Below are 18,343 nucleotides of genomic sequence, written 5' to 3'. Positions count from 1 at the left end.
CGCGTGAACTTTGCCGATGGAACGCCCGACCCGCATTCAATTGCGCCGTAAAAGTAAAACACTGGAACTGACCTACGGAGACAGTGTTTTTTCGCTTGGCGCCGAATTGTTGCGAGTTCACTCCCCATCGGCAGAAGTCCAGGGACATGGGCCAGGTCAGGCACAACTCCAATTCGGCAAGCGCCTGGTAGGCATCGAAAAGCTTGTGCCCGCTGGAAATTATGGCCTGCGAATCCACTTCGACGATGGCCATGATTCGGGCATTTATTCTTGGAGCTATTTGTACAAACTGGGCGCCAACCAAGACCATCTGATGGCCGACTACGAGAAGGCTCTCTTCCAGGCGGGACTCTCCCGAGATCCAGATACTCAAGTTTTGCGACTCTAATTTGTCACCAACTTAACGCAATCATCTGCTGAGCCACAGCTTGTGCTGGCAAGTACCGCCGCGACCGGTACAATAACGCCACTCGAGGAGATGCTCTATGAATGATTCCAACGAATCGCCCAAGACAACCCATTTTGGTTACCAGCAGGTTGCCGCAGAAGAAAAAGCCGGACGGGTTGCCGACGTTTTCCACTCCGTAGCCGCCAAATATGATGTGATGAATGATCTGATGTCCGGAGGCATTCACCGCCTCTGGAAACGATTTACCATCGAATTGTCTGGAGTGCGACCAGGGCATTGCGTGCTGGATATCGCTGGAGGTACTGGCGACCTCAGTCGCAGCTTTTCACGCCTGGTGGGCCCCAAAGGCCGCGTGATCCTCGCCGACATTAATGATTCCATGCTCAAAGTCGGGCGCGACAAACTGACCGATCAAGGTTATGTCGATAACCTCAGCTATGCCCTCGCCGATGCTCAATTCCTGCCATTTGCCGACAACTCTTTCGACTGTATCAGTATTGCCTTTGGACTGCGCAACGTAACGGACAAAGACAAAGCGCTGGAATCCATGTTGCGGACCCTTAAACCTGGCGGACGTCTATTGGTGCTAGAGTTTTCAAAGCCTGCAAATCCGCTGCTCAGCAAAGCCTACGATACCTACTCATTTAAAGTATTGCCGACTATGGGCAAACTGGTCGCCAATGATTCTGAGAGCTATCAGTACTTGGCGGAATCCATCCGCATGCATCCAGACCAGGAAACGTTGAAAACGATGATGGATACCGCTGGGTTTGCCAACTGCAGATATCACAACCTGACCGGGGGCATTGTCGCTCTCCACACCGGTATTAAACCCTGAACCATGCCATCGACTGTAACATCTGCTGCGGGAATTGCTCTGGAAGCTGCCTTTAATCAGCTACTGACGCTCGACCCTGCCAGTTCTCATCGAGCCGCGGCGCTTGAAGGAAAGAACCTTCAGATATCAATCACTGATATGGACCTCACCGCAGAGCTGCTGTTTGGAAACCGCCAAGTGCATATTCATATTGGCAAAGACGGTGCTGACGCCACTGCCAGCCTGAAAGGCAGCAGTCTCAATCTGTTGCGGCTGTCGAGCAACTCAACGTCGTCTTTTGTCGAAAACGACATTGAAGTACACGGTGACACAGGCTTTCTCACTGAGGTTCAGCAATTATTAACCGATTTGGATCCGGATTGGGAAGCCCTGCTTGCTCGCGCTGTTGGCGATATTGCCAGCCATCAGGTTGGCAACTTAGTCAGAGCGAATTGGCGCTGGGCTGCAAACCGAGGCAGAGAGCTTTCCCGGTTAACAAGCGATTTTTTAACCGAAGAACTCAGGGCAATCCCTTCAGCGTATGAAGTGAAAGATTTCTGTCAGCAAGTCGATGAGCTTCGACTGGACAGTGATCGACTGTCGCAGAGAATTGCCAAACTTCAGCAGCGCGCCAACCCACAACCTTAACTGCACTTTTTGCTATCGAGCCGATCTTGTACCCACTGTTCCGCTTCTTTCGCATTCTGCTTCTTTGCCTACGCTACCGGCTGGACGAGTTTGCACCACTCAACAAACGCAAACGTCGACTCTTAAATGCCCTCTGTCGACCTTGGGGTTCAACCGAACGCCCCCGGGGAGAACGTCTGCGCTATTGCTTAGAAAATCTCGGGCCAGTCTTTGTCAAATTTGGCCAACTGCTTTCCACCCGCCCAGACCTGATTCCGCCCGATATCGTCGCTGAACTCAGCTATCTCCAGGACCGGGTGACACCGTTTAGTGAGGAGGAGTGCCAGACCATTATTGAACAGGCCCTGGGGCAGCCAGTCTCGGAGCTGTTTGCCAGCTTTGATCGCAGCCCCCTGGCGTCGGCATCAGTCGCACAGGTTCATGCCGCCCAGCTGAAAGATGGAAAGGACGTCGTGGTGAAAGTTCTCCGACCCGGCATCGGCGATGTAATCGAACAGGATATCGCCCTTATGTATCTGCTCGCTCGCCTTGCCCAGAAACTCTTTCGGGATGGCTGGCGCCTGCGCCCAGTAGAAGTCGTTGCAGAATACGAGCACACCATTCTAGACGAGCTCAATTTACAACGTGAAGCAGGCAACGCATCTCAGTTGCGGCGCAACTTCAACAACTCCCCCATGCTCTATGTCCCAGAAGTCTACTGGGATTACACTCGCCGTAACGTAATGGTCATGGAGCGCATATATGGTATCCCCGTTACTGATATTGACGCACTGGAAGCCCAGAATACCAACATGAAGCTCCTCGCGGAGCGCGGAGTAGAAATCTTTTTTACCCAGGTATTTGAGCACAATTTTTTTCACGCAGACATGCATCCTGGGAATATTTTTGTTTCGCATAATCACCCTCAGAGGCCACAGTACATTGCTGTTGACATGGCAATTGTTGGCACCTTGTCAGATTCTGACCTCTTTTATATGGCCCGGAATCTCCTTGCCATTTTTCAGCGGGATTATCGCTTGGTGGCGGAGCTGCATATTCAAAGCGGCTGGGTTCCACCGGAAACCTCAATTGGAGAGTTTGAAGCCGCTATCCGCACGGTATGCGAGCCGGTCTTTGAAAAACCCATCAGCGAGATTTCCTTTGGTATGGTGCTGATTACTCTCTTTCAGACAGCACGTCGCTTCAATATGCAGGTGCAACCTCAGCTGGTGTTGCTACAGAAGACGCTGCTGAATATTGAGGGCCTTGGACGACAGCTTTATCCGGAACTGGATTTATGGAAAACCGCCTTTCCCTTTTTAGAACGGTGGATCCAAGAGAGGTACAAGCCAACAAATTTGGTCAAAGAGCTGAAACGATATGCGCCGGAGATCCTAGAACAAGCGCCTCACCTTCCCCAACATTTGGCGCTACTGGTAGAACAGCTTCACGTTCGCAGCCAAAAGCGGCCAGACGCGTCGCCTTCCAAAGGCGCCGTGAAGTCGGGATCAAACGGTGCGGCGGCGCTACTTGCGGTAGCGGCGGTGGTGACATCTGGGCTTGCTAACGGCGTCGCGGTAGAGGATATTCCGGCATCCGCCTGGGTACTGCTGGTTGCCGCTGTATGGGTTTGGAAAGGTCGCCGACAGTGAACAAAAAAGCAACAATCACATACTATTAGCACTATTTATACGTTAGAATCTGGCGTTTTTTGACGATTGAGCTAGGAACATGCCGACATCCTCCGACGACTTTCTCAATGCGGTCAAGTGGACTGCAGATGGCTTGGTAGCAGCCATCGCCCAAGACGCAGAATCAGGAGTCGTACTGATGATGGCCTGGATGAACCGCGAATCACTGGCCTTGAGCGTACAGGAAGGACGAGCAATTTACTGGTCTCGCTCCCGCTCACAATTGTGGCGCAAAGGCGAAAGCTCTGGCAATGTACAGAAAATCGTCGATATCCGACTTGATTGTGACGGAGACGTCATTTTGCTGAAAGTGGAGCAAATCGGTGGGATTGCCTGTCACACAGGGAGAGAGTCCTGCTTCTATCGGGCATTGGAAGAGAGCCAATGGCACATCAAAGACGCCGTGCTGAAAACACCCGAAGAGCTTTACGGCGAGAAGTCCAACGACTGACCGCCGAGCGAGAGAGGAAACCGATTTGATGACAGGAACTGCACACCAGACGCTTACGGCCCTGACAGCAATACTGGAAGAGCGTAAAAAAGCCGCTGACCCAGAGTCGTCCTATGTTGCCAGCCTGCACCACAAAGGGCTCAATAAGATTCTGGAAAAAGTCGGTGAAGAGTCCGTAGAGACCATTATTGCGGCAAAGGACTCAGTACACAGCGGTGAGACCAAAGCCCTGGTGGGAGAAACTGCCGATCTTTGGTTTCACACCTTGGTGATGTTGTCGCACTTGAATCTAAGTGCCGACGATGTCCTTGAAGAGTTAGCCCGGCGTTTCGGCGTTTCCGGGCATGACGAAAAAGCTGCTCGCAGCACAAAATGAATATCTGCTGATCTGGTGGTACCAGCGACCGCCTATCAGCTTGACATAGCAACACACTGAAAATTGAGTGAATTCTGGAGAATACCATGGGCCTTGGCGGAATCAGCATCTGGCAATTAGTTATCATCCTTTTGATCGTCGTCATGTTGTTTGGCACCAAACGCTTGCGCAGCTTGGGCGGCGATTTGGGCGGCGCGATCAAAGGCTTCAAGAAAGCCATGAACGATGACAAAGATCAGGAGAAAGTCGGCCACGACAAAGAGGAGAAACCTGCCGATCACGTCATTGAAGGCAAAACAGAGACCGCAGACAACCACAAGTAAACGGCCGTGTTTGATATCGGATTTTTCGAGCTGATGCTCATAGCCATCGTGGGCCTTCTGGTTATTGGCCCCGAACGGCTGCCCGAAACCCTGCGCACCCTGGCACTTTGGTGGGGTCGGCTGAAGCGAGCTGTCCACAATACCCGCTCCGAGTTTGAACAACATATCGGTGCGGACGATATCCGGCGTCAGCTTCATAACGAAGAAATCATGCGCCAATTGAATGATACCCGCCAATCTCTCAAAGGGATTGAGAGCGATGTCAATCGGGAAATCAACAAAGCAGAAAAAGCGCTCGATGATTCTCCAGCTAATAAGCCGGAAGCCCCAAAAGCTGAATTACCTGCTGACACTGAACAATCTGTATCCAAGTGAATCCTGAATCATGAATTCATCCTCTGCTCCGCACGATCAGGAAATGTCGCTTGTGCAGCACCTGACCGAACTGCGTGACCGACTTCTGAGAGTTGTTATTTTTGTGGCGTTGGTCTTCGCCTGTTTATTTTATTTCTCAGCAGAAATATACGACTACGTGTCGTCGCCGCTACAAAAGTTTCTGCCGGAAAGCAGCACCATGATTGCGACAGAAGTGGCGTCGCCTTTCCTGACACCGTTTAAATTGACGTTTTTCGTCGCCATCTTTTTCTCGATGCCCTTCATTCTGTATCAGATCTGGGGCTTTCTATCTCCGGCGCTCTACGATAAGGAACGTCAGCTGGCAGTTCCGATCTTACTGACCAGTATCATTCTCTTTTATGCCGGAATCGCGTTCGCCTACTACGTGGTTTTTCCACTGATTTTCGCCTTCTTCACCAGTGTCGGACCGGCGAACGTCACAGTCATGACAGATATCAGCAGTTATCTGGATTTTGTGCTGAAGTTGTTTTTTGCCTTCGGCATCGCGTTTGAGATCCCAATCGCGGCAATTATTCTTATCGTTGCGGGCGTAATTTCTGCAGATGACCTCGCCCGTAAACGCCCCTACATCATTGTCACTTGTTTCGTCTTTGGAATGCTGCTGACACCGCCAGATGTCGTCTCACAATCCCTGCTTGCCGTTCCTATGTGGATTCTATTCGAGTTTGGTGTGATTTTTGGTCGCGTGCTGACCCGCAAGCGAGCAGAAGCTCAAGACGAAGAAGCAGATCGCGCCTGATTCAGACGCGACTTAAGCTTCTAGCAAGAAGGTTACGGGGCCATCATTCACTAAGGACACTTGCATATCCGCACCGAAACGCCCGGTTTCGGTGTGAATGCCCAATAGACGCATGTGTTCTATAAAAGCCTCGTATAAGGCTTCAGCTTGTTCTGGCGCTGCCGCTTGAGAAAACCCCGGCCTGAGACCTTTGCGAGTATCTGCCGCCAACGTAAATTGAGAAATGACCAGCAAATCGCCATTTATATCGGCGAGACTCAGGTTCATTCGGCCTTCAGCGTCAGGAAATATTCGATACGCAGCGACTTTTTTTGCCAGCTTAGCGACGCTGTCGACATCGTCGTTTCGCTCAACCCCCAACAGCAGCAAAATTCCTCGTTGAGCCTGGCCAACTTGCTCGCCATCAACATGTACGCTGGCGGAACAGATCCGCTGTATTAACCCCTTCAAAATTGATTAATCCAACCCAACGATAAAGTACCGTGCTTAAGCCCTGGTCGGATATTCATCGGCGAAACGACGGGCCATTTCCTGTGTCGCTCGTACCAAGGCATCAACAATTCCAGGCTCTTTTGATGAATGTCCCGCGTCACGGATGATTTGTAACTCTGAATCCGCCCAACGCTTATGCAACTGATAGGCATTGTCCAACGGGCAAATGATGTCATAGCGGCCATGGACTATAATTCCAGGAATCCCCTCCAGACGCGAAGCATTTGCCAACAATTGGTCAGGTGTCAGATAACTGTCATTCATGAAGTAATGGCATTCGATACGCGCCAAAGACAAGGCCAGATGAGGGTCCGAGAACGCATCTACCACATCGTTATTCGGCCGCAAAGTGGCACATTTTGCCTCCCAAATTGACCAAGCTTTAGCGCAAGCCATCTTGGCCAGCTCATTGGGTCCAGTCAATCGATCATAATAGGCTTTTAGCAGATTGCCGCGCTCTGCTTCCGGAATCGGGTGAACAAACTCTTCCCAATAATCAGGAAAGATCAAACTGGCTCCATGTTGGTAAAACCACTGAATCTCGACTGGACGGCAGAGAAAAATTCCGCGCAAAATCAGAGCCATAACCCGCTCAGGATAGGTTTGCGCGTAGACCAAACTGAGCGTGGAGCCCCAAGAACCACCAAACAATAGCCACCGGTCAACGCCCACGAGTTCACGAATTTTCTCGATATCGGCGACCAAATGAGGTGTTGTATTAAACGCCAGTTCGGCATGGGGTAGAGATCGTCCTGAACCACGCTGATCAAACAGGACAATATGATAGGCCTCGGGATCAAAAAAACAGCGGTCCTGTTTGCCGCAACCTGCGCCGGGGCCTCCGTGAATAAACAATACCGGGATGCCCTCTGGATTCCCCGACTGTTCCACATAAATCGTGTGGCCATCGCCAACATCTAACATATGGGTTTTGAAAGGTTTGATATCCGGATAAAGCGTATGCACCTTGCCCCCTTAGCGAATGCTGGACGTGTTATGAAACGACTGCCGCTGCGACTATAGCCTGCCAGCGACACCACTTTCAATTGTCTCTATTCGACAATCTTGAGATTGTGGCTTTCGCTTCAAATAACTTCCTCTCTACTTCATTATTTTAGTGTATGTGTCGCATTGGGGATAACCGAATTTGACCCATGAGTTGATCTGAACCCTAGAAACTTCGGTAACCGAAAAACAATCGACAGAAATCTGTCGATGGCATCAGAAATAACATTTATATTGCCGCCTCTGCCCGTATTTCGGCACCTCAAAGACTCAAAGCTCTCTAAATTTCTAACTGTACACCGCTAGGTGCTTTGTCTGAGTCGTGATGTTCAGGCAGACAAACCATCAGTTGAGCTTTGTTCATTTGTAATTGGTCTATTAAATAACTGCGAAACACACTACTACGAGTTTCCCCGAGCGACTGCAGGCGTTTACTGAGTTCCGCATCACTTAGAACAGGCTGATCTACTGGCGCTGATTTTTGCTCAGTATCACCATCCTTTGCCTCTTTAGATGCCGCCTGCTGCTTTTGCTGCTGCTCTGCATCCCACTGAGCTTTTACCGCAGCCGCATCGGCTAAATTGGTAGAACCACACACCCGCAGTTTGAGAGACTCCTTGGACTTGAGCATGTCAGCAATCTTCTCACCGTATTCTCTGGCGTCCGTATTAAGCTGGGCGTCGCCGTCATTGAAGACAACGGGATCCAGTCGCACCTTAGTCATTTGATCACCAGCGAACTTAGCCACTGAAATCATGGTCGAATAGGGCTGTAACAAATACCCCAGCATGCTGACGGTGGCTTTTTTCATAGCTCCACCCAGAGCTTTATTGATCACTTGACTCAAATTGACGTTGGGATCATTTAATGGTCCATTTACAGGCACCTGTAAACGAATTTGATTTTCTTTGTCACGTATTAAGTCCAAGGCCTGATCCAAGGGCATCGTCAGTTCGTTGGCAAATTTAACCGTTTTATTTTCATTGGTGGGACGCAGGCTTAACTGGTCGATAAAAATATCATTGGTGAGATTTAGAATCTGATCTTCAACTTTGATCTTTGAATCGACATCCAGCGTGCCTGCTTCCAAAGCATATCCAATCGTAGACTGACTAAAACCACTGGCACGTAAAACCTGAAAATCATCCAGTTTAAGCGTGAGATCTGCCGCCTGAGTCAAAGCTGTAAATTGACCGTCTATCGCTAATCCTGCATCGTCTTTTAAACCGATGTCCGCATGAAGGTTCGCAGGTTGATCTTTATTCAGGCGCAGATCCGTAATTTCAAATTCGCGAAACGCCAGTGTTTCCACCAATTCTGGTGACACACTTTGATCAGCAAACCCAAGGCTAACTTCTGGACCAATGGCAAAACGTCCAATCGTGACATCAGGCATGTCCGTCGTGCCAGCAACGTTCTCACCAGCGCTGGTTACTGGAGCTGGTGACTCCGGTGTAGATTCTGGCGCATCAACTTGCTCGGCAGGGACTTCTTGAGCAGCCTCTGGCGCTGGCTCTTCACCAGAAGCCAGCGCGGCCAATTGAGGGGTATTACCATCGCGATCGCGGATAAATTCGATCTTAGCCCAGGGAATACGAATACTCTCGATGATCGCCGCCAATGCTTGATCTTCGGTCGGCACATTCACTTGAATTTTCTCAATATCAAGGCGGGCGTCTTGGAGCAATCCCGGCAAAGCCTCCGTCGAGGAGGGCAAAGCGTTGACACCATTGAGTGAAATCGAATCAATGGATACGGCGTTAGCAACACTCAAACCGTCTGGGTGAATCCCTTTAACGTCAAGCTCATCAAAACTGGCCAACACAGCACCGACATCGCTGTGCACAGAAAACTGTGTCAATGCTAAATCAGCCGTTAGCTGCTCAATCCATTCGTGCCCAAACACCAGATCCTTTTTAGTAAACAAAGACAGCTGTTGCAACTGTATCTGATAATCGGGAACATTAACCCAAAGGTCTTCCAACCCTATCGTTGTATCTCCCGCTAACGTCCAAGCTTCCTCGCTCTGCGAGACTCGAGTCTCGGACGTCAAAGAAAGCCCTACTCGCATTTCTAAGCCCGCATCTGGCAAAGTGAGAGATTGGAGTTTGAGCTGCCCAGTAATTTGTCCGCTATCACCATCACGGGTATTGATGTTTGCGAGATTCAGGTTTTCCAACAGTAAGTCAGCCCCGACTGCCGGCGTCGTCAATTGCGTATGAATATCAGCGAGAGTGACCTGCGATATGGCAATCTGCCACAACTCGCCTTCGGAGGATGCCTCTTCCTCAGGTTCCGGTTCGTCTGCGGACTCCGTGGAAATACCATTTACCGTGACGATCCCATCGGCATCTTGCACAACAGCCACATCGATACCACGTAGCTGAACATTTTCAATATGGATTAGGTGCTTGGTAAGATCCCAAAGGTTCACCTTTACCTCGAAGAGATCCGCATTAAAAGGCGCTCCCCCCTTCTCAAAATGAACACCTGCACCTGAAACCAATCCCGTGTAGGGGTTAATCCACAGGTCCTCCACCTTGACGACGGTGACACCACGATCTTCGAGAAATTTTTTTACGGCGAATTTGACGGCCTGACTGGTGATAAGTGGCAGACCGATGAGAAGCAGAAAGAATACACCGGCAATAGACAGCAGGATTTTTTTCTTCATGGACAAGCTCAGGTTCCTTCTGGCTTTATGAAAACAGCAGTCTACTCACATTGCGGGATTGAAGCACCCACAATCGGCACTTATATCTAAGATCAGGCAAACTGTGGTGTTTGCTCCTGGTGAAAACGGCGCTCCGAACAAAGATGTCGATACCAACGCTGCTCTTCCCACAGCTGCAATGAATCTCCAAGAGCAATCAGTTGACAGGTATCCAACAAGCCACACCGGCGAATGATTGATCCAGGTAACGGCAACTGCCCATCCGGGCTGATATCCAAGAGAACTGCGGATTGACGACGTTCGTTCGACCACTTTAGAAAGTCATAGTCACTCTGACAGCGACGCCGATTCTCTTCAAAGTAAGCTTTCCAGCCCGCCTCCGTATATATGCCCAAAAAACAAGCACGCTCATCTGCGGCCACCATGACCGATGATGAAATTTGCTGCTGCAACACAGCCGGAATCGTTAAGCTCCCATCCGCATCCAGCGAAAGACGAAAACTACCTGACAAACCTTTGTCCATGGATTGAGTCCAAACCTATATCTAGAAAGAGAATCTGCCATCGCTACCCAGCGCGGCGGGGGCGCAATAATAACGGATTCCTCTGAAACTTAAATGACAAATTGATCAAATATCAGACACAAAGCACGGAAATGGCACAGTCATTTTCTTTTAGGCAAGGTTTCACAGGATAACCAGCGACTAACGGTCTCGAATACCGGTCGTCGAAATCTCAGGCTTTCGTTCATCAGGTGATGATGTGCCCCTGGAATCCAGGTGAGAGTATGATTCGGAAATAAGCGGGCAAGACGAGGCAGATTGTATCGATAATCAACGGTCGTATCCAAATCACCTTGAACAATCCACACCGGAGCTGTCTGAGGCGCTGCGGTATTGACCACATCAATCCAATGGCTCATTGCCCGCACCCAGTCAAATGGGGTTAGTGCTGGCTGAAATGGATCTTTTTTTTGGATAAAGTCCAGAAATTCCAAATCGTGGCTGCCCAAGGTGAACTTTCTAGGAATTGAATCCTGAAGTCGCTGCAGAACAGGAAACACCCAACGCTGCCAACCCCATTGATGTGATCTCACCAAGGGCGCCAACAGCAGGAAATCGCTCAGAAGCCGGGGCTCAGTTTCTGACACACAATAATTCATCAACACGGCTGCGCCAGTACTCTGTCCAATCGCCCGCCATGGTTGCCCACCCATGTCCTTTGCGCTCTGCAAAAGCTCTGCTAACACGTCACGATATTGATCAAACGAATCGATGTGCGCTCGTTTTCCACTGCTCAACCCATGCCCCGGCAAATCAAAGGCGATCACATTCCACCCCTGATTAAGCAGCCATTGAATCATGTGCCGCAGCAGCCCCATATGGTCTGTGTAACCATGTACCAACCATACCGTTCCCAGAGACTCAGGTTGGCGCCATGTCTGGCAGGCAATGTCGAAATCACCGGCGGATACGCGCCCCATTTGATGGGTTAAGGGTGAACTCCGAGAGCAAAAATGCAGTTTGTAATGATCGAGATAAGCCTGTGCAACAGGTGTTTCTAGAAACGCTTCTGAATGGGTTAATCCCAGCGTTATCTCGGGCAGTTGTTCAGACAGCGCGCCGATGTCCGCTGAAGAAAAAGCCATTCAGTATGTCCAAAAAAGACGACGCGCATAGCACGTCGTCCCTGTTTATCATTGAGAAAAGAGTCAACGACAGATCTCGCTGACACAGTCTTAACAGTGAGACCTTTTACCCCCGAAGCTGCTCAGGAACAAGAGGCCTGATAGATTGACTCTACCGCCCTCTCGAGGTCAGCATTAAACGTATCATCATGTTGATGTACAGAAAGTCCTTCCGTTAAGGCCCGCGAAAAACTCGCAATTACGCCATGATTCTCGGCAACTTTGGCATTTGCCTCTTCACGAGTATAGCCACCCGAGAGCGCGACAACCTTAAGGACATTGAGATGATCGACATACCGGCGATAGAAATCAGCCTCTTCTGGTAGCGTCAATTTCAACATGATCTGCTCAGAGCCTCTCAGCGCATCCAGATGTTCGGACAACTCCGCTCTGAGAATCTCTTCGGCAGCCGCCTTCTCCGGGCTGTTAATGTCAACTTCCGGCTCGATGATTGGAACCAATCCAGCAGCCATGATCTGCTGCGCAACCTCAAACTGCTGGGAGACAATCGCCGCAATACCCTTATTGTTAGCCAACTTGATCACGGATCGCATTTTCGTACCGAATATTGGTTGCGCTCTCGCTTTATTCAAAAGGTCCGGCAATTGCGGCATCGGCTTCATCAATTGCACGCCTTCAGCCTCTTCCATCAGCCCTTTATCGACTTTTAAAAAGGGCACCACGTGTTTTTCATCCCATAGAAAGCGTGCGGAGTTCACCCCCGCAATATCGCGATCTAATGTATTTTCAAACAAAATGGCGCCGAGGACCCGCTGACCATCAAAGGACGGGCTCGTGATGATACGAACCCGCATGGCGTGCACGGCATCAAACATTTCCGTCTCATTGGAATAGCTGCTTTCATCTATACCATAGAGTTTCAACGCCTTTGGCGTACTGCCACCGCTTTGATCAAGCGCTGCCAGAAAACCAGATGCTGTGCGTATTTTGTCTAGCTGTTCGTCAAATGTGCTCATGCTGTTACCTATTTGGTTGAAGCTCCCGCACACCTTAGACAGAGGCTAAAATCGACTCATTCTCCGCGAGTTTCGAGCATTGCAACAGCCGGCAGAACTTTGCCTTCTACATATTCCAGAAAGGCACCACCACCGGTTGAAATGTAAGATACTTTTTCAGCGATTCCGTATTTGTCCACAGCGGCTAAGGTGTCACCACCACCAGCGATAGAAAACCCTGCGCTATCAGCAATGGCTTTCGACAGAGATTCCGTACCTGCACCAAACTGGTCGAATTCGAAAACGCCAACGGGACCGTTCCAGATGATGGTTTTCGCATCGGCAAGAATCTTGGCGAGCTGAGAGGAAGCGTCGGGACCAATATCAAAGATCATGTCATCTTCCGCAACAACATCAGCCGATTTCAGCTCCGCCGGGGCGGTCTCAGAGAATTCCTTACCGGTCACTACGTCCGCAGGAAGAGGAATATCACATTTTTCCATTAACGCTTTGGCATTCGGAATCAGATCTTTTTCGTAGAGCGACTTACCAACCGGCTTGCCCGCAGCCGCCAGGAAGGTATTGGCTATCCCGCCCCCCACGATCAATTGATCGACTTTATCAGATAGAGTTTCCAGCACGGTCAACTTGGTAGAAACTTTGGATCCACCCACAATCGCCACCATGGGACGAGCCGGAGCCGCAAGGGCTTTTTCCAGAGCATCCAACTCAGCGGCTAAAAGTGGCCCAGCACAGGCGACAGGTGCAAACTTAGCAACACCATGCGTTGATGCCTGAGCCCGGTGCGCCGTACCAAAAGCATCCATGACGAAAACGTCACAGAGCTCAGCGTAAGCCTTGGATAAGTCTTCAGCGTCTTTTTTCTCACCCGCATTAAAACGAACGTTTTCCAGCAGCACGACATCACCGGCTGCCACCTCAAAACCATCGCGCCAAGACTTGATGACTGGAATTGTCTTACCCAGAAGCTCTCCCATGTGGTCAGCAACGGGCGCCACCGAAAACTCATCGCTGTATTCGCCTTCGGTAGGACGTCCAAGATGAGACATCAAAATGACCTTCGCACCGGCATCCAATGCAAGCTTCACAGTTGGTAGCGCTGCGCGGATGCGAGCGTCACTGGTGACCTTGCCATTTTTTACGGGAACATTGAGGTCCTCACGGATCAATACCCGCTTACCGGACAGATCCAGATCCTTCATCAATTTAATGGGCATGCGTTACTCCTATTTTCTTCCTTTAGGGGGGAGGGAATTCGGTATCATCAAGCGGCGCCAGGCCAATGCAACATCCAACATCCGGTTGGCGAATCCCCATTCATTATCAAACCACGTCAGTACTTTTACGAGCCTGCCGCCAGCAACACGAGTCTGACCGGCATCAATGACGCCAGAATGTCGATCGTGATTAAAATCACAGGACGCCAGCAACTCTTCGGTATATCCTAAAACACCATCGAATTGACATTCTGCGGCATTCGCTAACGCTCGATTAACCTCTACAGTGCCAACATCTTTCTTCACAACTACCGATAAATCAATAGCGGAAACATTGGCGATCGGAATCCGCATAGCTTGAGCTTCCACGCGGTTTTTCAATTCCGGCAAAAAACGCTCAATCCCCCGAGCCAACCCGGTGTCTACAGGAATCATTGAATTGATCGCCGAACGGGTTTTTCGAAGATCCGTGTGATGGTAGGCGTCAATGACCGGCTGATCATTCATTGCTGAATGCAGTGTGGTGATGACAACACTATCAACGCCAAAGGCATCGTCGAGGGCCTTGAGAACGGGAACACAACAGTTCGTCGTGCAGGACGCGTTGGAAACTATGCGATTTTCAGCGTTTAGAAGATGGTGATTAAACCCGAAGATAACAGTGGCATCGACATCAGCTTCTGCAGGCTGGGAAAACAGCAAATGCCGGGCGCCTTGCCGCAAATGCTGTTCGGCAGTTTCCCGGTCAGAGAAAGATCCTGAGCATTCGAGCAGTAAATCGATACCCAGATCCTGCCACGGTAGCCGATCAACACGAGTTTCGTGAAGCAATTGGACGGGTGCGCCATCAATGATCAATTGCTCACCGACGACATCGACACGGCCACGAAAGCGGCCGTGAGTAGAATCATATTTTGTCAGATGGCCGATGGTGCGAGCATCGGCCAACTCGTTGATGGCGATTAGCTGCAGCTCCTGCTGCAGCCCCGCCTCAAACAGAGACCGCAGCACACTGCGGCCAATCCTTCCGTAGCCGTTAATGGCTACCCGTAACGGATTAATCAATCATATCCTCTACAACAGCGACGACATTCTCCGGTGTAAAGCCAAAGTGCTCCATTAGCTGACCGCCAGGGCCGGATTCACCGAAAGTGCTGATGCCAACGTTTCTTCCATCTAGCCCAGTAAAACGACACCAGTAATCCGGATGTGCAGCCTCAATCGCTACCCGTGCACGAATACTGGATGGCAATACGGCTTCCCGGTAGTCTGCGTCCTGGCGTTGAAACACTTCAGCACAAGGCATGGACACCACGCGTGCAGCGATGTTCCGAGCCGCCAACTGCTGCTGAGCCTGACGAGCGACTTCAACTTCCGACCCGGTCGCAATCAGGATCACAGCCGGCTCGCCATCGCAATCACTCAGAATGTAGCCACCACGAGCAATATCGCTGACCTGCTGGGTAGTGCGCGATTGGTGGGCTAAATTCTGACGAGAGAAAATAAGCGCGCTCGGACCATCACTGCGCTCAATCGCAAATTTCCAACAAACGGCGCTTTCCACGGCGTCACAAGGCCGCCAAGTATCCAAATTGGGGGTGGAACGTAGGCTGGTTAATTGCTCAACAGGCTGGTGAGTCGGACCGTCCTCGCCAAGACCGATGGAGTCGTGGGTGTAGACAAAGATACTGCGAATCCCCATTAGCGACGCCATACGTACCGCGTTGCGGGCATACTCCATAAACATCAGGAATGTCGCACCGTAATTGACGAAGCCGCCGTGCAGAGCGATGCCATTCATCGCGGCACTCATGCCGAATTCACGCACACCGTAATACAGATAGTTGCCCGAGGCATCTTCCGCAGAAATGGGCTTAGAGCCCTTCCAAATTGTCAAGTTAGAGCCAGCCAGATCCGCAGAGCCGCCCAACAACTCCGGCAACAAGGGGCCAAACGCATTCAGTGTATTTTGCGACGCCTTGCGTGACGCAATGGTTACCCCCTCTTCCTGACAGGCGGCAATGTAGGCATCTGCCTGCTGGGAAAAATCTGCGGGGAGGTCACCAGAGGTACGTCTCTCAAACTCAGCAGCCAATTCAGGATAGGCCTGGCGATAGTCATTAAAACGGCTCTGCCAAGCAGCTTCTGCATCCGCGCCGCTGCGCTTAGCATCCCACCCTTGGTAGATTTCATTGGGAATGACAAATGGCTCGTGCTTCCAGTTCAATGTATCCCTGACCAGAGAGACTTCATCACCGCCAAGCGGTGCACCATGACAAGACTCTTTCCCTTGCTTGTTAGGCGAACCAAAGCCAATAACAGTTTTGCAACAAATCAGTGTAGGACGGGCATTATCTGAGCGCGCTTCTTCGATAGCAGTCTTGATCGCATTACGATCATGGCCATCAACACCCGCAATAACTTGCCAGCCATAGCTTTCGAAACGACCTGGCGTATCATCGGTAAACCAACCCCGCACTTCACCATCAATCGAAATGCCGTTGTCATCATAGAAAACGACCAGTTTGCCGAGTCCCAAAGTCCCAGCCAGTGAAGCGGCTTCGTGAGAAATACCCTCCATCAGACAACCATCACCGGCAAATACGTAAGTGAAATGATCGACGGGCTTGTACTGATCACGATTAAACTGGCCCGCCAGAGTTTTTTCGGCAATGGCCATACCCACGGCATTCGCCAAGCCCTGCCCTAATGGTCCGGTCGTGGTCTCGACCCCAGGAGTAATATGGCACTCGGGATGACCTGCCGTCTTGGACCCTAACTGACGAAAATTTTTCAGATCTTCTAGAGACAGATCATAGCCAGTGAGATGTAACAAAGAATAAATCAGCATGGAGCCGTGGCCGTTGGACAGTACGAAACGATCGCGATCCGCCCATGCAGGATTGGTTGGGTTGTGTTTCAGGTAGTCATTCCAGAGGACTTCGGCGATATCTGCCATGCCCATGGGCGCGCCGGGGTGTCCACTGTTGGCTTGCTGGACGGCGTCCATACTGAGGGCGCGGATGGCGTTGGCAAGTTCGGTACGAGATGTCATTGACACAGGTCTCCTTGGGCGGCGCAGGCATTTTGGGGGCAACTGCTCCGGTTTCAGGCCCTACCGGGCCCCGAAAAATGGGGCGGTATTTTCTCTTATGCGTTGACAGCCGTAAAGGAGAATTGATGAAAAAATGATCCGTCATATGGGATGAACCCTTTGGTCCACCCCAAAAAAGAAACGTTTACCTTCTTTTTGGCCGCTCTCAGTAGTGGCGAGTATGATCCGAGTCGTTTTCCTCTATGGACATACCGAAGGTCGCATTGTCGAGATAATCGGCATCCGTGTCCGAGGCCAGCTTGATTAATAGGCGAAGATCATTTGGAGAATCCGCCCGTGTGAGAGCCTCTTCGTAGGTTATCTGACCGGCATTGTAGAGATCGAACAAGCCCTGATCGAACGTCTGCATACCGTTCTCGGTCGATTTTTTCATCAACTCCTTGAGATCAGCGACCTTGCCCTTCCGAATCATATCTGACGCTAATGGTGTATTTAACAGAATCTCCAAACAGGCGCGGCGCCCCTTACCATCAGGGGTAGGAATTAGCTGCTGAGCAATAATCGCTTTTAAGTTCAACGACAAATCCATCCACAATTGGTTGTGTCTGTCTGCGGGAAAGAAATGGATGATCCTATCTAACGCCTGGTTAGCGTTGTTTGCGTGTAAGGTACAGAGACACAGGTGTCCAGTCTCAGCAAAGGCAATCGCGTGTTCCATGGTCTCGCGACTGCGCACCTCCCCAATCAAAATAACGTCTGGTGCTTGCCGAAGCGTGTTTTTTAGAGCCACCTCAAAGGATTCTGTATCAATCCCCACTTCCCGCTGAGTGACAATACAGCCTTGGTGCTGATGAATAAATTCGATCGGATCCTCAATAGAAATAATGTGGCCTTTCGAATTTTTATTACGATGTCCAACCATGGATGCTAGCGATGTCGACTTACCCGTTCCAGTGGCACCCACAAACATCACCAAGCCGCGATTTGTCATCGCCAGGTCTTTAATGATTGGGGGTAAACCCAATCCATCTACCGTGGGGATAGTGGTTTCAATACGCCGCAGTACCATACCGGCGAGATTACGCTGATAGAACGCGCTGCAACGGAATCGGCCTATGCCTCGTGCGCTAAGAGCAAAATTGAGCTCCCGCTGCGCTTTAAATTCGTGACGCTGGCGCTCGTTCATGACACTGAGCACCATTTCTCGGGCCTTTTCCGGAGTAAGGGCCGTTGTCGTCGCCGGTGTCACCCGTCCGTGGACCTTAATTGAAGGCGGTACCCCGGCTGTGATGAACAGATCCGAAGCCCCTTGTTCGACCATCATGGCCAACAGACGATCAAATTCCATAACTTTATCCGCCGTTTACGCTCAAAGACCCAGTGTCT

General features: G+C 50.6%; 19 protein-coding genes. 9 read left to right on the top strand and 10 right to left on the bottom strand.

The features are described from left to right. Window positions 1–16: 16 nt before the first annotated feature. The 9 genes from ACXAFR_RS14735 (at window position 17) to tatC (ending at window position 5,850) form a co-directional block, all read left to right on the top strand. Entirely contained in the window at window positions 17–388 is a 372-nt protein-coding gene (locus ACXAFR_RS14735; protein ID WP_475178182.1) for a gamma-butyrobetaine hydroxylase family protein, read from the top strand. Window positions 389–485: 97 nt separating this feature from the next. Beyond that, window positions 486–1,247, top strand: coding sequence for a bifunctional demethylmenaquinone methyltransferase/2-methoxy-6-polyprenyl-1,4-benzoquinol methylase UbiE (gene ubiE, locus ACXAFR_RS14730; protein WP_475178180.1), 762 nt, complete (start codon window positions 486–488; stop codon window positions 1,245–1,247). 3 nt (window positions 1,248–1,250) lie between these two features. Then, the gene (locus tag ACXAFR_RS14725) at window positions 1,251–1,874 is read left to right on the top strand and encodes a ubiquinone biosynthesis accessory factor UbiJ (RefSeq protein WP_475178178.1); all 624 of its coding nucleotides are present in this window, start codon (window positions 1,251–1,253) and stop codon (window positions 1,872–1,874) included. A gap of 26 nt (window positions 1,875–1,900) precedes the next feature. Then, window positions 1,901–3,505 (top strand): ubiquinone biosynthesis regulatory protein kinase UbiB, encoded by a 1,605-nt coding sequence (ubiB, locus tag ACXAFR_RS14720; RefSeq protein ID WP_475178174.1) that lies wholly within the window; start codon window positions 1,901–1,903, stop codon window positions 3,503–3,505. A gap of 79 nt (window positions 3,506–3,584) precedes the next feature. Further along, window positions 3,585–3,995, top strand: coding sequence for a phosphoribosyl-AMP cyclohydrolase (hisI, locus tag ACXAFR_RS14715; RefSeq protein ID WP_475178173.1), 411 nt, complete (start codon window positions 3,585–3,587; stop codon window positions 3,993–3,995). Window positions 3,996–4,023: 28 nt separating this feature from the next. Continuing rightward, window positions 4,024–4,371 carry a phosphoribosyl-ATP diphosphatase gene (locus ACXAFR_RS14710; RefSeq protein ID WP_475178170.1) on the top strand — a complete coding sequence of 116 codons (348 nt, stop codon included), beginning with the start codon at window positions 4,024–4,026 and terminating at the stop codon, window positions 4,369–4,371. 86 nt (window positions 4,372–4,457) lie between these two features. Continuing rightward, window positions 4,458–4,694, top strand: coding sequence for a twin-arginine translocase TatA/TatE family subunit (tatA, locus tag ACXAFR_RS14705; RefSeq protein ID WP_475178169.1), 237 nt, complete (start codon window positions 4,458–4,460; stop codon window positions 4,692–4,694). 6 nt (window positions 4,695–4,700) lie between these two features. Further along, window positions 4,701–5,069, top strand: coding sequence for a Sec-independent protein translocase protein TatB (tatB, locus tag ACXAFR_RS14700; protein ID WP_475178168.1), 369 nt, complete (start codon window positions 4,701–4,703; stop codon window positions 5,067–5,069). A 10-nt stretch (window positions 5,070–5,079) separates the two neighbouring features. After that, window positions 5,080–5,850, top strand: coding sequence for a twin-arginine translocase subunit TatC (tatC, locus tag ACXAFR_RS14695; RefSeq protein ID WP_475178166.1), 771 nt, complete (start codon window positions 5,080–5,082; stop codon window positions 5,848–5,850). A gap of 12 nt (window positions 5,851–5,862) precedes the next feature. On the opposite strand, the gene dtd is transcribed toward tatC, so the two are convergent. From dtd to ACXAFR_RS14645, 10 genes are all read right to left on the bottom strand, one after another. Then, window positions 5,863–6,300 carry a D-aminoacyl-tRNA deacylase gene (gene dtd / locus ACXAFR_RS14690; protein ID WP_475178164.1) on the bottom strand — a complete coding sequence of 146 codons (438 nt, stop codon included), beginning with the start codon at window positions 6,298–6,300 and terminating at the stop codon, window positions 5,863–5,865. A gap of 36 nt (window positions 6,301–6,336) precedes the next feature. Then, the gene (gene pip, locus ACXAFR_RS14685) at window positions 6,337–7,308 is read right to left on the bottom strand and encodes a prolyl aminopeptidase (RefSeq protein ID WP_475178163.1); all 972 of its coding nucleotides are present in this window, start codon (window positions 7,306–7,308) and stop codon (window positions 6,337–6,339) included. A 319-nt stretch (window positions 7,309–7,627) separates the two neighbouring features. After that, complete coding sequence (locus ACXAFR_RS14680) at window positions 7,628–10,021, bottom strand: DUF748 domain-containing protein (RefSeq protein WP_475178162.1); 2,394 nt, start codon at window positions 10,019–10,021, stop codon at window positions 7,628–7,630. 92 nt (window positions 10,022–10,113) lie between these two features. Beyond that, window positions 10,114–10,545, bottom strand: a complete 432-nt coding sequence (locus tag ACXAFR_RS14675) for a division/cell wall cluster transcriptional repressor MraZ (RefSeq protein ID WP_475178160.1) — start codon at window positions 10,543–10,545, stop codon at window positions 10,114–10,116. A gap of 140 nt (window positions 10,546–10,685) precedes the next feature. Continuing rightward, window positions 10,686–11,669: an alpha/beta hydrolase gene (locus tag ACXAFR_RS14670; protein ID WP_475178158.1), complete on the bottom strand. Its 984-nt coding sequence runs from the start codon at window positions 11,667–11,669 to the stop codon at window positions 10,686–10,688. 122 nt (window positions 11,670–11,791) lie between these two features. After that, window positions 11,792–12,685: a fructose bisphosphate aldolase gene (locus tag ACXAFR_RS14665; RefSeq protein WP_475178155.1), complete on the bottom strand. Its 894-nt coding sequence runs from the start codon at window positions 12,683–12,685 to the stop codon at window positions 11,792–11,794. Window positions 12,686–12,741: 56 nt separating this feature from the next. After that, the gene (locus ACXAFR_RS14660) at window positions 12,742–13,902 is read right to left on the bottom strand and encodes a phosphoglycerate kinase (protein WP_475178153.1); all 1,161 of its coding nucleotides are present in this window, start codon (window positions 13,900–13,902) and stop codon (window positions 12,742–12,744) included. 9 nt (window positions 13,903–13,911) lie between these two features. Then, window positions 13,912–14,967 (bottom strand): glyceraldehyde 3-phosphate dehydrogenase NAD-binding domain-containing protein, encoded by a 1,056-nt coding sequence (locus tag ACXAFR_RS14655; RefSeq protein WP_475178151.1) that lies wholly within the window; start codon window positions 14,965–14,967, stop codon window positions 13,912–13,914. Then, window positions 14,960–16,957: a transketolase gene (gene tkt, locus ACXAFR_RS14650; protein WP_475178149.1), complete on the bottom strand. Its 1,998-nt coding sequence runs from the start codon at window positions 16,955–16,957 to the stop codon at window positions 14,960–14,962. The genes ACXAFR_RS14655 and tkt overlap by 8 nt, the downstream gene beginning before the upstream one ends. 205 nt (window positions 16,958–17,162) lie before the next feature. Beyond that, window positions 17,163–18,305: a PilT/PilU family type 4a pilus ATPase gene (locus ACXAFR_RS14645; RefSeq protein WP_475178148.1), complete on the bottom strand. Its 1,143-nt coding sequence runs from the start codon at window positions 18,303–18,305 to the stop codon at window positions 17,163–17,165. Window positions 18,306–18,343 lie beyond the last annotated feature (38 nt).

It is taken from the genome of Pseudomaricurvus sp. ABR4_320, assembly GCF_056159445.1.
This window is presented reverse-complemented; position numbering and strand designations above follow the sequence as displayed.

Bases quoted from the DNA above. Each gene is read 5' to 3' on its own strand.
- ACXAFR_RS14735 (WP_475178182.1), top strand. From the start codon at position 17: ATGGAACGCCCGACCCGCATTCAATTGCGCCGTAAAAGTAAAACACTG.
- ubiE (WP_475178180.1), top strand. From the start codon at position 486: ATGAATGATTCCAACGAATCGCCCAAGACAACCCATTTTGGTTACCAG.
- ACXAFR_RS14725 (WP_475178178.1), top strand. From the start codon at position 1,251: ATGCCATCGACTGTAACATCTGCTGCGGGAATTGCTCTGGAAGCTGCC.
- hisI (WP_475178173.1), top strand. From the start codon at position 3,585: ATGCCGACATCCTCCGACGACTTTCTCAATGCGGTCAAGTGGACTGCA.
- ACXAFR_RS14710 (WP_475178170.1), top strand. From the start codon at position 4,024: ATGACAGGAACTGCACACCAGACGCTTACGGCCCTGACAGCAATACTG.
- tatA (WP_475178169.1), top strand. From the start codon at position 4,458: ATGGGCCTTGGCGGAATCAGCATCTGGCAATTAGTTATCATCCTTTTG.
- tatC (WP_475178166.1), top strand. From the start codon at position 5,080: ATGAATTCATCCTCTGCTCCGCACGATCAGGAAATGTCGCTTGTGCAG.
- ACXAFR_RS14680 (WP_475178162.1), bottom strand. From the start codon at position 10,021: ATGAAGAAAAAAATCCTGCTGTCTATTGCCGGTGTATTCTTTCTGCTT.
- ACXAFR_RS14675 (WP_475178160.1), bottom strand. From the start codon at position 10,545: ATGGACAAAGGTTTGTCAGGTAGTTTTCGTCTTTCGCTGGATGCGGAT.
- ACXAFR_RS14670 (WP_475178158.1), bottom strand. From the start codon at position 11,669: ATGGCTTTTTCTTCAGCGGACATCGGCGCGCTGTCTGAACAACTGCCC.
- ACXAFR_RS14665 (WP_475178155.1), bottom strand. From the start codon at position 12,685: ATGAGCACATTTGACGAACAGCTAGACAAAATACGCACAGCATCTGGT.
- ACXAFR_RS14660 (WP_475178153.1), bottom strand. From the start codon at position 13,902: ATGCCCATTAAATTGATGAAGGATCTGGATCTGTCCGGTAAGCGGGTA.
- tkt (WP_475178149.1), bottom strand. From the start codon at position 16,957: ATGACATCTCGTACCGAACTTGCCAACGCCATCCGCGCCCTCAGTATG.
- ACXAFR_RS14645 (WP_475178148.1), bottom strand. From the start codon at position 18,305: ATGGAATTTGATCGTCTGTTGGCCATGATGGTCGAACAAGGGGCTTCG.